General features: G+C 64.1%; 12 protein-coding genes and 1 tRNA gene. 12 read left to right on the forward strand and 1 reads right to left on the reverse strand.

Translation table 11 applies throughout. The annotated features are described in order from the left end of the window. The first annotated feature begins 51 nt into the window (after nucleotides 1–51). The 12 genes from rplU to glgP all read left to right on the forward strand — a co-directional run bounded on the left by rplU (nucleotide 52) and on the right by glgP (nucleotide 12,347). Complete coding sequence (gene rplU, locus ABD742_RS08230; protein WP_028267456.1) at nucleotides 52–360, forward strand: 50S ribosomal protein L21; 309 nt, start codon at nucleotides 52–54, stop codon at nucleotides 358–360. 61 nt (nucleotides 361–421) lie between these two features. Continuing rightward, nucleotides 422–685, forward strand: coding sequence for a 50S ribosomal protein L27 (gene rpmA, locus ABD742_RS08235; protein ID WP_003803426.1), 264 nt, complete (start codon nucleotides 422–424; stop codon nucleotides 683–685). Between the two features lie 144 nt (nucleotides 686–829). After that, on the forward strand, nucleotides 830–2,419 hold the full coding sequence (gene obgE, locus ABD742_RS08240; protein ID WP_234749834.1) for a GTPase ObgE: 1,590 nt from the start codon (nucleotides 830–832) through the stop codon (nucleotides 2,417–2,419). Then, nucleotides 2,409–3,599: a glutamate 5-kinase gene (gene proB / locus ABD742_RS08245; RefSeq protein ID WP_234749832.1), complete on the forward strand. Its 1,191-nt coding sequence runs from the start codon at nucleotides 2,409–2,411 to the stop codon at nucleotides 3,597–3,599. Before obgE ends, proB begins: the two co-directional genes overlap by 11 nt. Then, nucleotides 3,596–4,966 (forward strand): glutamate-5-semialdehyde dehydrogenase, encoded by a 1,371-nt coding sequence (locus ABD742_RS08250; RefSeq protein WP_234749828.1) that lies wholly within the window; start codon nucleotides 3,596–3,598, stop codon nucleotides 4,964–4,966. The genes proB and ABD742_RS08250 overlap by 4 nt, the downstream gene beginning before the upstream one ends. Nucleotides 4,967–5,045: 79 nt before the next feature. Continuing rightward, entirely contained in the window at nucleotides 5,046–5,279 is a 234-nt protein-coding gene (locus ABD742_RS08255; protein WP_234749826.1) for a hypothetical protein, read from the forward strand. Between the two features lie 46 nt (nucleotides 5,280–5,325). After that, a complete protein-coding gene (nadD, locus tag ABD742_RS08260) occupies nucleotides 5,326–5,955 on the forward strand; it encodes a nicotinate-nucleotide adenylyltransferase (RefSeq protein WP_268818916.1) in 630 nt (209 codons plus the stop codon). 7 nt (nucleotides 5,956–5,962) lie between these two features. After that, nucleotides 5,963–7,207 (forward strand): hypothetical protein, encoded by a 1,245-nt coding sequence (locus ABD742_RS08265; RefSeq protein ID WP_234749822.1) that lies wholly within the window; start codon nucleotides 5,963–5,965, stop codon nucleotides 7,205–7,207. A 63-nt stretch (nucleotides 7,208–7,270) separates the two neighbouring features. Beyond that, on the forward strand, nucleotides 7,271–7,669 hold the full coding sequence (gene rsfS, locus ABD742_RS08270) for a ribosome silencing factor (RefSeq protein WP_059389355.1): 399 nt from the start codon (nucleotides 7,271–7,273) through the stop codon (nucleotides 7,667–7,669). 142 nt (nucleotides 7,670–7,811) lie between these two features. Then, nucleotides 7,812–7,887 (forward strand) — tRNA-Ala (locus ABD742_RS08275). A 292-nt stretch (nucleotides 7,888–8,179) separates the two neighbouring features. Next, nucleotides 8,180–9,196, forward strand: a complete 1,017-nt coding sequence (locus ABD742_RS08280; protein WP_268818983.1) for a LacI family DNA-binding transcriptional regulator — start codon at nucleotides 8,180–8,182, stop codon at nucleotides 9,194–9,196. 544 nt (nucleotides 9,197–9,740) lie between these two features. Beyond that, a complete protein-coding gene (gene glgP / locus ABD742_RS08285; RefSeq protein ID WP_344787646.1) occupies nucleotides 9,741–12,347 on the forward strand; it encodes an alpha-glucan family phosphorylase in 2,607 nt (868 codons plus the stop codon). Between the two features lie 79 nt (nucleotides 12,348–12,426). On the opposite strand, the gene ABD742_RS08290 is transcribed toward glgP, so the two are convergent. Further along, on the reverse strand, nucleotides 12,427–13,551 hold the full coding sequence (locus tag ABD742_RS08290) for a LacI family DNA-binding transcriptional regulator (RefSeq protein WP_234749816.1): 1,125 nt from the start codon (nucleotides 13,549–13,551) through the stop codon (nucleotides 12,427–12,429). Between the last annotated feature and the right edge of the window lie 61 nt (nucleotides 13,552–13,612).

The following is a 13,612-nucleotide window of genomic DNA, read 5'->3' on the forward strand; positions in this document are numbered from 1 at the left end:
GGGTTCCGCACGCAAATTTAGTAATAAACGTCGAGAGAAGTGAGTGCCCAAGTGGTGTACGCGATTGTCCGCGCAGGCGGCCGCCAAGAAAAGGTTTCCGTTGGAGACTACGTAACCCTGAACCGCGTCCCCGGTGGAGCCGGCAGCACCCTTGAGCTGCCCGCACTGCTCCTGGTGGACGGTGACAAGGTCACCTCCGCTGCTGCGGATCTGGCCAAGGTCAAGGTTACGGCTGAGATCCTCGAAGACCTCCGTGGTCCGAAGATCGTCATCCAGAAGTTCAAGAACAAGACCGGCTACAAGAAGCGCCAGGGTCACCGTCAAGAACTGACCAAGATCAAGATCACCGGTATCAAGTAACCACTGGTTGCTGTTCAGGTTTTCAACAGATTCCCCAGAATTTTAAAGGCAGGCATTTCAAATGGCACATAAAAAAGGCGCGAGCTCCACTCGCAACGGTCGTGACTCCAACGCCCAGTACCTCGGCGTAAAGCGCTTCGGTGGCCAGGTCGTTTCCGCGGGCGAGATCATCGTCCGCCAGCGCGGCACCCACTTCCACCCGGGCGCCGGTGTCGGCCGCGGTGGCGACGACACCCTGTTCGCCCTGCAGGCAGGTGCGGTTGAGTTCGGTACTCGCCGCGGCCGTCGCGTAGTGAACATCGTTGCTGCTGCAGCTGCAGAGTAATAACACGTTCTGAACGGGTGGAGCGGGCCGTATGGCCCGCTCCATCTGTCTTTTTAACCGCACTAGAATTTACTAGGGCGGGCGGCGGCGCATCAGCCCGCAACACGCACTTCAAGCAGTAATTTCCACATAGAGGAGAAACACGTGGCGACCTTCGTAGACCGGGTAGTACTTCACGTATCCGGCGGAACAGGCGGCCACGGCTGTGTCTCTGTTAAGCGCGAGAAGTTCAAGCCCCTCGGCGGACCCGACGGCGGCAATGGCGGTAATGGCGGCGACGTGATCCTTCGCGTTGATGCCCAGACCACCACTTTGCTTGATTACCACCACGCACCGCACCGCCACGCAACCAACGGTGGTCCCGGCATGGGCGACTGGCGCGGCGGCAAGAACGGTGAAACCCTGGTGCTTCCCGTCCCGGACGGCACTGTCGTCAAGACCAAGGACGGCGTTGTCCTTGCTGACCTGGTAGGTGAAGGCACCGAGTTCATCGCCGCTGCAGGCGGCGTGGGCGGCCTTGGTAACTCTTCGTTGTCTTCGCAGAAGCGCAGGGCTCCCGGTTTCGCCCTCCTCGGTACTGAAGGCGACTCCAGCGACATCGTCCTGGAATTGAAGTCCATCGCGGACATCGCGCTGGTTGGCTTCCCCTCCGCAGGCAAGTCCAGCCTTGTCGCGGCGATGTCAGCGGCGCGGCCCAAGATCGCCGACTACCCGTTCACTACCCTGATCCCCAACCTTGGCGTGGTCCAGGCCGGTGAGGTCCGGTTCACCATTGCAGACGTTCCCGGGCTGATCGAGGGCGCGAGCGAGGGCAAGGGCCTCGGCCACAACTTCCTGCGCCACGTGGAGCGTTGTGCCGCGCTGGTGCACGTGCTGGACTGCGGAACCTTGGAAGCGGACAGGGATCCGCTCTCGGATCTTGCGATCATCGAGCAAGAGCTGGACAAGTACGCGGTGGACATGAGCTACGCCGGTGTTGACGGCGAAGTGGTCCCCCTGAACGAACGCCCCAAGCTTGTGGTCCTGAACAAGGTGGACCTGCCTGATGGTCGGGACATGGCCGAGTTCGTCCGTCCCGAACTGGAACAGCGCGGCTACCACGTCTTCGAAGTCTCCGCCACGAGCCATGAAGGCCTGCGCCAACTGAGCTTCGCCATGGGCGAGATCGTCATGGCCGCCCGCAAGGCCGTTGCTACTGCGCCTCCCAAGGTCGCAGCGCCCGTCCTCCGCCCTCGTGCGGTCAATGAGTCCGGCTTCAAGATCCGCCGCGAGGAAAAGAACCTTGAGCCGCTCTTCCGCGTGCTGGGGGAGAAGCCGGTCCGCTGGGTCAAGCAGACCGACTTCACCAACGAAGAAGCCATCGGCTACCTCGCGGATCGCCTGGCGAAGCTCGGCATCGAAAACGAGCTGTTCAAGATGGGTGCCATTCCGGGCGACACCGTCGTGATCGGCGAAGAGGACGGCGTCGTGTTCGACTGGGAGCCCACCATGATGGCGGGCGCCGAACTCCTGGCGACGCCTCGAGGCACGGACATCCGTGTTGCCGACATCGGCGACCGCCCCACGCGTTCGCAGAAGCGCGATGAGCAGCTCGAGCGCCGCGAGGCAAAGGCTGCAGCGCGGGCCGAGCTTGAAGCCGAGCGCAAGGCGGGCATCTGGACTGAGTCCGTCAGCGGTCGTCGTCTACCCAAGCCCCTGAAGGAAAGCGGCCTGGAAGCCGAAAATGACGACTAGCACGGCCCGAATCGCTGACGTCACTGAAGGCGACGACGCCGCCGAACGCCAGGCACTGGCCGGCGCCAAGCGGATCGTCGTCAAGGTAGGTTCGTCCTCGCTGACCAGCATCAAAGGCGGCATCTCGGAGAAAGCGCTGACGGCACTCGTCCACGCCCTGGCCGAGAAGCGCAATTCCGGGACGGAGATCATCCTGGTCTCTTCCGGTGCCATCGCGGCGGGCCTGGCACCGCTCGGCCTCGCCAAGCGTCCCAAAGACCTCGCCACGCAGCAGGCTGCGGCCAGTGTGGGTCAAGGGCTTTTGATGGCGCGCTATTCGCAGGCTTTTGCTGCGCACGGGGTCACGGTCAGCCAAGTCCTGTTGACTGCGGATGACTTGATGCGGCGCACGCAGCACAGCAACGCATACCGGGCGCTGGACCGTTTGCTGAACCTCGGCGTCGTGCCCGTCGTGAACGAAAACGACACCGTTGCAACGCACGAAATCCGCTTCGGTGACAACGATCGTCTGGCCGCTTTGGTGGCGCACCTTGTGCGGGCGGATGCGCTGGTCCTGCTTTCCGACGTCGACGCCCTGTACGACGGACCGCCGTCGTTGGGTGCCAAGCGCATTCCGCTCGTCACCGGTCCCGATGACCTCGTCGGGGTGACTATCGGCAAGGCCGGCAAGGCCGGCGTCGGAACCGGCGGCATGACCACCAAGGTGGAGGCGGCGTCCATCGCCGCAGGCTCCGGTATCCACGCCCTTGTGACGTCCACGGCCAATGCCGCCGCCGCGCTGGCAGGCGAGGACGTGGGAACGTGGTTCGCCATCAACGGCAACCGCAAACCCGTCCGGCTGCTGTGGCTGGCCCACCTCGCTTCGGTTCGGGGCCGTTTGGTGCTCGACGACGGCGCCGTCAAGGCCGTGCGCGACCGCCACACCTCGCTGTTGCCCGCCGGAATATCGTCGGTGCAGGGAGACTTCGAGCCGGGCGACCCCGTGGAGATGGTTTCCGCCGAGGGCACAGTGATTGCCAGGGGACTGGTGAACTACTCGGCGGAAGAGCTTCCCCGCATGCTTGGCCGTTCAACCAAGGAGCTCGCGAAGGACCTTGGCCGCGGATATGACCGCGTAGTTGTTCATGTTGACGACCTCGTACTGGTCCAGCAGGCCCGCTCCACTAAACTTGGAGAATGACTGAGGCCCTTACCCCTGATTCTCCCGTGATGACTGACGCCCTGGCTTCCGGCAATGCCGCCCAGGTACCGGAAACTCCGGAGACGGGAAACGCGCCGCTCACCCCCGAGCAAGTAGAGGCGGCCGTGCATTCGATTGCGGACCGCTCACGGCAGGCCGCCCGGCACATGGCCCAGGCGAACCGTGCCTGGAAGGACCGCGCCCTTCACGCTATCGGCGCAGCCCTCCGGGAACAGCAGGGGTCCATTCTCGCTGCCAACGCCAAGGATGTTGAGTCCGGCCGCAACAACGGAACCTCCGCAGCCATGCTGGACCGTCTCACCCTGACTTCCGCCCGCATCGACGGCCTTGTCGCGGCCCTTGTGAACCTGGCGGGCCTGCCCGATCCCGTGGGCAATGTCGTCCGAGGCCAGACCCTCCCCAACGGACTGCGCTTGCGCCAGGTCAATGTGCCCATGGGAGTAGTCGCGGCTATCTATGAGGCCCGCCCCAACGTCACGGTCGACATCGCCGGGCTCGCCTTGAAGAGCGGAAATGCGGTGATCCTGCGCGGCGGATCGGCTGCTGCCCACACCAACGCAGCCCTGGTGACCATCCTCCGCGATGCGTTGGAATCCGTTGGCCTTCCCGCCGATGCCGTCCAGAGCGTGGACCAATTCGGCCGCGAGGGCGCGAACGTCCTGATGCGTGCCCGCGGCCGGGTGGACGTGCTGATTCCCCGTGGTGGACGCGAGCTGATTCAGACTGTGGTGAACAACTCTTCCGTGCCCGTCATTGAGACCGGCGAAGGAAATGTGCATATCTTCATCGACGAGTCCGCCAGCGAAGAGATGGCCGTCGATATCCTGCTGAACGCCAAGACCCAGCGTCCCAGCGTTTGCAACACTGTGGAGACTCTCCTGGTGCACTCGAAATCCACCGTGCTGCCCGCTGTCGCCACCGCCTTGCGCTCCGCCGGGGTCACCCTGCATGTCGACTCCCGGATTCAAGCGGCGCTGTCCGGTTCCGTGGACACAGTCCCTGCCGACGACGTCGATTGGGCCACGGAATACATGGACCTTGACCTCGCCGTTGCCATGGTGGACAACCTCGACGAGGCAGTTGCGCACATCCGTAAATGGTCGACGGGCCACACGGAGGCCATCCTGACGAACAATCTGGCGAACGCCGAGAAGTTCATTGCGGACATCGACTCTGCGGCGGTCATTGTGAACGCTTCCACGCGTTTCACCGACGGAGGCGAGCTCGGCCTCGGTGCCGAGGTAGGAATCTCTACCCAGAAGCTGCACGCACGCGGTCCGATGGGCCTCACGGAGTTGACCACCACCAAGTGGATTGTCCAGGGTGAAGGCCAGGTCCGCGGCTAGCGACGCTGTAACATAGAACAGAAGTCCTGAACGGTGGGAGGATCCGCCGTCGAAATCCTTTGAACCGCTAGGGGAGAAAATGCAGTTTCAGCAGATCGCCATTTCAATTCTCACTCAAGGGGGCGAGAGCGAGGCGCCGGCGCCGTTGTGGGCTCCTCCTTTCGTCTTCGGCATCACCATCTTCTCCATCCTCCTGGTCCTGATGTTTGTGGCAGTCTCCTACACGAACCTTGGCAACCGTCACGACGCCGTTGACGAGCACTCGGATCCGCACCGCCAGCACCCGGCCAAGCACCCAGGGCTGGGTCACTAACATTTCCGCCGCAAAACCCTTCGAGGAAACGGGGCGCCGACTTCGCTTGGGCGTGATGGGTGGGACCTTCGATCCCATTCACCACGGCCACTTGGTTGCTGCCAGTGAGGTTGCTGCCAAGTTCCGCTTGGACGAGGTGGTCTTCGTGCCCACCGGACAGCCTTGGCAGAAATCGCACAAGCAGGTCAGCGAAGCCGAGCACCGGTACTTGATGACGGTCATTGCCACGGCTTCGAACCCCAATTTCACGGTGAGCCGCGTGGACGTGGACCGCCCCGGTCCCACGTTCACGATCGATACACTGCGGGATCTCCGGACCCAGCGGCCGGATGCGGACCTGTTCTTCATCACGGGCGCCGACGCCTTGGCGCAGATCCTGTCGTGGAAAGATGTCGATGAGCTTTGGTCCTTGGCGCATTTTGTCGGTGTCACCCGGCCCGGTCATGTTCTTGATGGCATGGGGAGGGAGGACGTCAGTCTGTTGGAAGTGCCCGCCATGGCGATTTCTTCGACGGATTGCCGTGCCCGCGTGGGTGCAGGCAATCCGGTCTGGTACCTCGTACCTGATGGAGTAGTGCAGTACATCGCCAAATACAGGCTGTACTCGGGCAAACCCGGCATGGGGGAGCCTCTGCATGCTATGACCGGACCAGAACACCAAGCCCGTACCGAGTGAGTTTTGAATGAGCCAGGAACAGCCCCCCATCCCTAGCCGGCGCGAGCTTCGACGAGCCCGGGACGCGCGCCTGGAAGAAACCGGCGCACGTCCCGCAGTAGCCGAGGCCGTTGCCTCCGACGACGCCAACCATGCGTCCGGTGGCGCTTCGGTCAATCGGGTGCGCCGGGTGGCCGATGCTCCTCTGGACGCCAAACCTGCCTCGGAACGTTCTTCCCAGGCGCGCGCTCGCGACCGTGCCGCACTCCGCGCCATCAAGGAACTCGCGGATAAGGAGCAGCAGCTTTCCCGCGGCGGCCCGCCCACGCGCCGTCAGTTGCGCCTCCAGGAATTGCAGGAAGAAGTTGCACCGGGCACCTCGGCGATCCCCGTTGTCCCGGCACCAGGATCCGGGCCGAGGACATCGAGCGTCCCCGTCCAGACTTCCGGCAGGCAGCAGGCTGGCCCGGATCGCCCGGGCATATCGCCTGGCGGCGGTGTCCGCGTTACGGCGGGCCCTCCTCCCGGTGCGCCGGAAATGACCGTGGAGCAGGCCTTGATGGCCCGTGAGCTCCTGGCCGCCCAAGCGAACAATCAGTCCAACAAACTTGAGCACATCGCCGCAATGGAATCAGCGGTGCAGAAAGTCCCGGCCGCTGAATCCGGGGTTTCCGGTACCGACGCTGAGCCGGCGGATCCAGAGGCTTTGGCCGAACAAATCGCCCAGGCTGAACGCGAGGCGATCCTCAACAAGAGGGCGATCGCCAAGCAGAAGCTAGCCGAGCAGAACAGCCGTCCTTCCGGTCCGGTCCGTGCCGAACCTTCCGTGGCCAGCAACCTGGCCATGGTGACGCCCCTTGAATTCGTGAAGGTTCCGGGACTCGAGCGTCCCGTCATGAAACCGCCCGGCACCACCTTTGTTCCTCTCGTGACCTCCCCTGCGCCGAAACTGAAGCCCGGGCAGTCGGCGTCGGGTAAGCCGCGCAGCCTGCGCGGCCGAGCAGGAGTGCTGGCGCGCGCGGAGGCCGCTGCGAAAGCGGCAGGTCGACGCCCGGCGTCGGACTCCGCACCAGATGGCGAAGCGTTCGCGGAAGCGGCCGAGCATCCGCCCATTTCGGCAAGTTCGGCTTACGGACTTGAACCGCTCGACGCCGCGACGGCGGGACTTGGGCGCGCCCAGCGTACCCGGCTTCTGGTCCTGGGACTCGTTGGCATCGGAGCCATCGCCCTGATTGCGGGCATCATCATGATCACCAGCGGACTTTCCCGCTGACCATAACGGCTTTTGCCACCAAACAGGCTTCGTCTATTCTCGAAGCCGCATACAAGGAGTCCCGTGACTGCACATGAACAATCCGTCCTCTTGGCCCGCCACGCCGCCCGCGCGGCAGCGGACAAGCTGGCCGAGGACATCATCGCCTTGGACGTCAGCGAACGTCTGGCCCTGACTGACGTCTTCCTGATCGCCTCGGCCCCGACCGAACGCCAGGTCAATGCCATCGTCGATGGCATCGAGGAAGAGCTGCTCAAGCAGGATCTGCGCCCGGTCCGCCGCGAAGGGCGTTCCGAGGGCCGCTGGGTCCTGTTGGACTACGCCGACATCGTGGTGCACGTCCAGCACTCCGAGGACAGGGTCTTCTACGCCCTGGAACGCCTGTGGAAAGACTGCCCGGTAGTGGATCTGGAGCTCGGTGACGACGCCTCGGCGAAGGCTCCCGCGGTCGAGGAATCCTAGGCTCCAGGCCGCAAACCAACTGAATATGCCCGATTTGGAATTTTCGGAAATGCTGTTCTAAGATATTTGAGTTGCTTCGGAGGAATCCGAAAACTGGACGGGATTTCAAGCCAGTTCACGGTTCGCGGAGCAGCGAAAATATGGGGCTGTGGCGCAGCTGGTAGCGCACCTGCATGGCATGCAGGGGGTCAGGGGTTCGAGTCCCCTCAGCTCCACCATAGAGGCCTGGCCTGGAACGTGGACTAGATTCATGTTCCGGGCAGGGCCTCACTTTTGTGAAAGGGAATCACCTTAGCGGGTGGTTCCCTTTTTCGTGCCGTGGACGCGGAAGGCCCGGACCCGTCCTCGCTTAGCTGTTGAGTGTATGCAACAGTGGGCTCAGCACGCCTGCAACACTTTGCCAACCGATTACGGTTTACTATGAGGCATTACCGTCCGGCGGATCGCGGTCATTCGAGGGTCCATTGCCGAGCAGCCACCGACAACACAGGGGGATAGTCCTTGGTAACTATGGCCGATGTTGCGCGGGTAGCCCGCGTTTCCAGGAGCACCGTGTCCTACGCCCTCAGTGGTGTTCGGCCGATTGCACCCGAAACGCGCGAGCGCATCCTGAAGGCCATGGCCGACCTTGGCTATACGCCGAACCTGCTCGCCCAGGGTTTGGCCGGCAAGCGGACGGGCATCGTCTCGTTGATTTTCCCGGTCGGGGAGCAAGGCATGAACACCACGGAATTCGAATACGTTCAAGGTGCTGCCGAACAAGCGCGCGTCGACGGATACCATCTTCTTCTGTGGCCAATGGACCCCGACGACCTAGGCGAGATGCAGCGGATCGTTGCCCAGGGCCTGGTCGATGGAATCCTCCTTATGGAAGTCAGGTCATTCGACGAAAGGATTCCAGTCCTACTGGAAACGGGTGTTCCATTCGTCACGATCGGGCGGCCAGCGGATGCCGCTGGCCTGACATTCGTCGACGCGGATTTTGAAGCCATGGGCGAGCTGGCAGTCTCGCACCTCGTCAGCCTGGGGCACACGGAAATCGGCCTCGTGACGCATTCGCGTGAGTCCCTGGACACCGGATACGGCCCGATGGTCCGATCCTGGGATGCCGTGGCGGCTGCCGCCTCGCGGCACGGCATCACTGCTCGGCTGTTCCCAACCGCGAGCTCACTCGCCGGTGGCCGCGAGGTGTTCGGACAAATTCTGGAGTTGTCCCCGGAGACCACCGGACTCGTGATGATCAACGAAGCGGCTACTGCAGGCCTTCTGGGTGCTGCGGCGAGCCATGGTTGGCGAGTCCCGGAGTCTCTCTCCATTGTCGCGATCAACACCAGCGCCGGCTCCGCGGAGCGCTTCATGCCTGCCCTGACGACGGCGTCCGCCGAACCGAGGGTAATGGGGCGTGAGGCAGCACAATTCCTTTCCCGGCGCCTCAGGAGTGACGGCACGGATGCCCTGCAATGGCTCGCTGAACCGGTGCTGACGTTGCGCGAAAGCACCGCCGTGGCACGCGCTACCCAGTCGTAGAATCACCTGGCCGTTCGGGTGTAATCCGCCAATTCGACGCAATCATTACGCGGTCCGATCACACGTGATTGTGACATTTGACACACCATTGCGCCGCCAACTACTGTCGAGCCATCGACCCGCGTCGACAAGGCGCGTCGACGAACGGCGATGAGATTCCTCCTGATACAACATGGCGGATGGTCACCGATCAGAGTTCCCGGAGACTAAGGAAGTATGTCGTGCTCGGAATCATTCGGTACCAGTCCTGCGTGTTGAAGATGCGGTCGATGTCACGCCCCGGAATAGTGCGAGGACAGGACCTGGAGACCGCCACCTGCGTCTGAGTTTCAGGACCCGTGCGCCCGTGAGGCCAATGATGCCCGCTCAAAGCATGTAAGCGCTTGCCCTGTGCCGGTGGTAGCCGTAGAAGCCTCCTCACCCGGCGCCCTGGTGGCCCCACCCCTAGCCAACATCACCCCAATCATCACAACAACCTCTTGGAGGTACACCGCATGGAAACGTTGACCAAACCGGCCCTGTCCGCGTTCGAAGGTGGCCGGAAGTGAAAGCGATTCGACGGTTCACGGTCCGAACGGTTCTGCCGGAAGCAATCGCCCCATTGGCACGACTGGCGAAGAACTTGCGTTGGTCCTGGCATTTGCCGACGCGTGAACTGTTTTCTGCGCTGAATCCCGAGGCCTGGGAGCAAAGCAATCATGACCCCATGACCTTTCTGGGCCTGGTCAGTCGCGAGGAACTGCATGAACTCGCAGCGGATGGCGCAGTCATTGAGCGTGTCCAGCACGCGGCTGCGGACCTGGACCGGTACCTGAGCGAGCCGCGCTGGTACCAGGGCCTGGGTCCTGACGCCCCGGCGTGCATCGCCTACTTCTCGCCCGAGTTCGGCATCACGGAGGTGCTCCCGCAGTATTCCGGCGGCCTCGGGATCCTGGCCGGGGACCACCTGAAGGCCGCCTCGGACCTGGGCGTGCCGCTGATCGGTGTCGGGCTGCTCTACCAGGCGGGCTACTTCAAGCAGTCCCTGTCCCGGGACGCCTGGCAGCAGGAAACCTACCCGGTCCTTGACCCGGACGGCCTGCCTCTGACAATGCTGCGTGAGGAAGACGGTTCGCCGGCGCTAGTCACACTTCCCCTGCCCGGTGACCGGACGCTGCGGGCGCACATCTGGCGGGCCGACGTCGGGCGCGTGCCGCTTCTGCTGCTCGACTCGAACGTTCCGGCCAACGACGACGCCGCGCGCGGGATCACGGACCGGCTCTACGGCGGCGGCGGTGACCACCGCCTGCAGCAGGAGTTGCTGCTGGGCATGGGCGGGGTGAAGGCGCTGCGCGTCTACCAGCGCCTCACGGGCACCCCGGCCCCGGAAGTGTTCCACACCAACGAAGGCCACGCCGGGTTCCTGGGCATCGAACGCATCCAGAAGCTCATGTCCTCCGAGGCCCCGCTGAGCTGGTCCGAGGCCCTGGCCGCCGGGCGGGCGTCCACGGTGTTCACCACCCACACTCCCGTTCCGGCCGGTATCGACCGCTTCGAGGCCGTGCAGATCAGGCACTTCTTCGACGCCGGCCTGGCCCCGGACGTGCCGGTGGAGAAGGTCCTGGAACTCGGCCGGGAAAACTACGACGGCGGCAACCCCGCGGTCTTCAACATGGCTGTGATGGGCCTGCGCCTGGCCCAGCGGGCCAACGGCGTGGCCAAACTGCACGGCGTGGTCTCCCGCGAGATGTTCTCCGGGCTCTGGCCAGGCTTCGACCACTCCGAAATCCCCATCACCTCCGTCACCAACGGCGTCCACGTACCCACCTGGATCGATCCGAAGATGAGCCGGCTCGCTGCGAAGCACTTTGGCAGCACTGATGTGGACGCCACCGGTTGGGACAAGATCTACGACGTGGATGATGCCGAGCTTTGGGGCCTGCGGGGCGAGTTGCGTTCTGCTTTGGTCGATGACGTGCGCAAGCGCCTGCGATCTTCGTGGAAGAAGCGCGGCGCGGCCGATGCCGAGCTGGGCTGGACGGACACCGTGCTGGACCCGGACGTCCTCACGATCGGTTTCGCCCGGCGTGTGCCCACCTACAAGCGCCTGACCCTGATGCTCCGGGACCCGGCCCGGCTCAAGGCGCTGCTGCTGCACCCCCAGCACCCCATCCAGCTGGTCATCGCCGGCAAGTCCCACCCCGCGGACGACGCCGGCAAGAAAATGATCCAGGACCTGGTGAAGTTCACCGACGACCCCGCCGTCCGGCACCGGATCGTGTTCCTGCCCAACTATGACATCGCCATGGCCCGCACCCTGTTCCCGGGCTGCGACGTGTGGCTGAACAACCCGCTCCGGCCCCTGGAGGCCTGCGGGACCTCCGGGATGAAGGCGGCCATCAACGGTTCCCTGAACCTCTCGGTCCTGGACGGCTGGTGGGATGAGATGTACGACGGCGAGAACGGCTGGGCGATCCCGACCGCCAACAACGACGCCTCACCCACCGAACGCGATGACATCGAAGCCGCCGCCCTTTACGAACTCCTGGAGACCCAGGTGGCCCCGCGCTTCTACGGCTCCACGGTTTCCGCGGACGCCGGCGCAGCCGGGCCCTCGCAGTCCGGCCCGGAAGCCATCCCGACGCACTGGGTGTCCATGATCAAGCACACCCTGGCCCACCTCGGCCCGGCAGTCTCGGCCGACCGCATGCTCCAGGACTACGTCAACACCCTCTACCGCCCGGCAGCTGTCGCCGGCAGGCAGGCGGGAACGGCCTCGTTCAAGGAAGCGAAGGAACTGGCGGCCTGGACCACCAAGGTCCGCAACGCCTGGCCGCAGCTGATCGTGGAACACGTCGATTCCATCGGCGTCTCCGAAGAGCCACAGATCGGGGACACCCTCCAGGTCAACGCCTACATCGCCCTCCACGAACTCACGCCCGAGGACGTGTCGGTTGAAGTGGCGTATGGCCGGGCGCAGGACGGAGACGAACTGGAGGATGTCGCCCTGGTCGAGCTGACAGAAACAGAAGACCTCGGCAACGGGCGCCACCTGTTCACCGGTTCCATCCTGATCAACCGCTCCGGATCCTTCGGCTACACCGTCCGGGTCTTCCCGAAGCACCCCTCCCTGGCCTCGAAGGCCGAACTGGGGCTGATCGCGAACGCCTAAGAATGCGCGCCCCCGCTGCAGCTCGAGCAGCGGGGGCGTATTCCGTTAAGGGGATCCTCGCCACGGTAGCGGCTTGGATTCAGCCGCAGCCGCAGCTTTCCCGGACTACAAGCTCTACGGGTAGCTCTTTGGCCACCGACGCGGATCCGGGATTGGCGATCTGGTGGATGAGGATGCCGGCGGCGGCGCGCCCAAGGGCGATCATGGGCTGTCTGACGGTGGTGAGCGTGGGGCGATTGACGCGGCCGGCCGCCAATCCGTCGAAACCCGTGACGGCAATCCGTCCTGGCACTTCCACCCCGGCCCGTTCCAGGGCATCCAGATACAGGAGCGCCTCGGCATCGACGGAACAGACAAGGGCTTCAGGAAGTGCGGCGCCGGATACCAGTCGCTGGATGGTTGCGTCCGCGTCCTTGGCGAGGTTGACCCCGGAACTCAACCTGCCGGCTGCGTCCCGCCCCGGTGCGGGCAGCGTTTGGGTGTCCAACCCTGCCTCGGCCATGGCTTGGGCGTACCCGTCGAAGCGCTGCTCGCGGTCCGGCGAACCGGACGGGCCCACAAAGGTGATGGCGCGGTGTCCGTGATGGTGGATCAAGTGGTTTGTGAGTACCCGCATGCCTTCGGCGTTCTCCACCGAGACCCGGTTCAACCCGGTCTCCTCCGGCGGCTCGGCCAGCTCCACGACCGGAATCCGTTCGGCGATCCGCCGCAGCACCTCAACCGGAAAAGTATTGGGGAACACCGCCAATCCGTCCACACGCCCGGCAATGTCGTTGATGTCGGCCTCGGATCTGCCGCCATTCCCCTCGCCGACCATGAGTACGTAGCCACTCCTGCGGCATTCCATTTCGACGCCGCGTTGCACCTCGTCGTGATAGAGCGGGAACAGGCGAAACTCCTCGTTGGCATCGTCGGAGAACAGATCCCTGGGTAGGAGCGCGTCCGCATCGCCGTGGACGCGGGCCGCGCCGACCCCTGCGCGGTTGAAGTAGTCGTAGGAGAAAAGGCCGATTGCTCCCGTTTTTCCCGTGGCCAGGCCCCTCGCGCTGGCACTTGGCAGGTAGCCGAGTTCGTGTGCGGCCGCCATTACCAGTTTCCTGGTGGATTCGCGCACCCGGTGCGGCTGTGTGAAGGAGAGGGATACCGTCGCGATCGAGACGACGGCGCGCTCGGCGACGTCGTAGATTGTTGGTTTCTTGGCCATGGCGACTCCTTTTCCGGCCCTCAGTCTAGGCGCATTCCCCGCCGTGGCCGGCTCGTGGCAT

This window comes from Arthrobacter ramosus, assembly GCF_039535095.1.
Classification (GTDB): Bacteria; Actinomycetota; Actinomycetes; order Actinomycetales; family Micrococcaceae; genus Arthrobacter; species Arthrobacter ramosus.

Coding starts and splice junctions, on each gene's coding strand:
- ABD742_RS08280 (WP_268818983.1), top strand. CDS start 8,180: ATGGCCGATGTTGCGCGGGTAGCCCGCGTTTCCAGGAGCACCGTGTCC.
- ABD742_RS08255 (WP_234749826.1), top strand. CDS start 5,046: ATGCAGTTTCAGCAGATCGCCATTTCAATTCTCACTCAAGGGGGCGAG.
- proB (WP_234749832.1), top strand. CDS start 2,409: ATGACGACTAGCACGGCCCGAATCGCTGACGTCACTGAAGGCGACGAC.
- ABD742_RS08265 (WP_234749822.1), top strand. CDS start 5,963: ATGAGCCAGGAACAGCCCCCCATCCCTAGCCGGCGCGAGCTTCGACGA.
- ABD742_RS08290 (WP_234749816.1), bottom strand. CDS start 13,551: ATGGCCAAGAAACCAACAATCTACGACGTCGCCGAGCGCGCCGTCGTC.
- rpmA (WP_003803426.1), top strand. CDS start 422: ATGGCACATAAAAAAGGCGCGAGCTCCACTCGCAACGGTCGTGACTCC.
- ABD742_RS08250 (WP_234749828.1), top strand. CDS start 3,596: ATGACTGAGGCCCTTACCCCTGATTCTCCCGTGATGACTGACGCCCTG.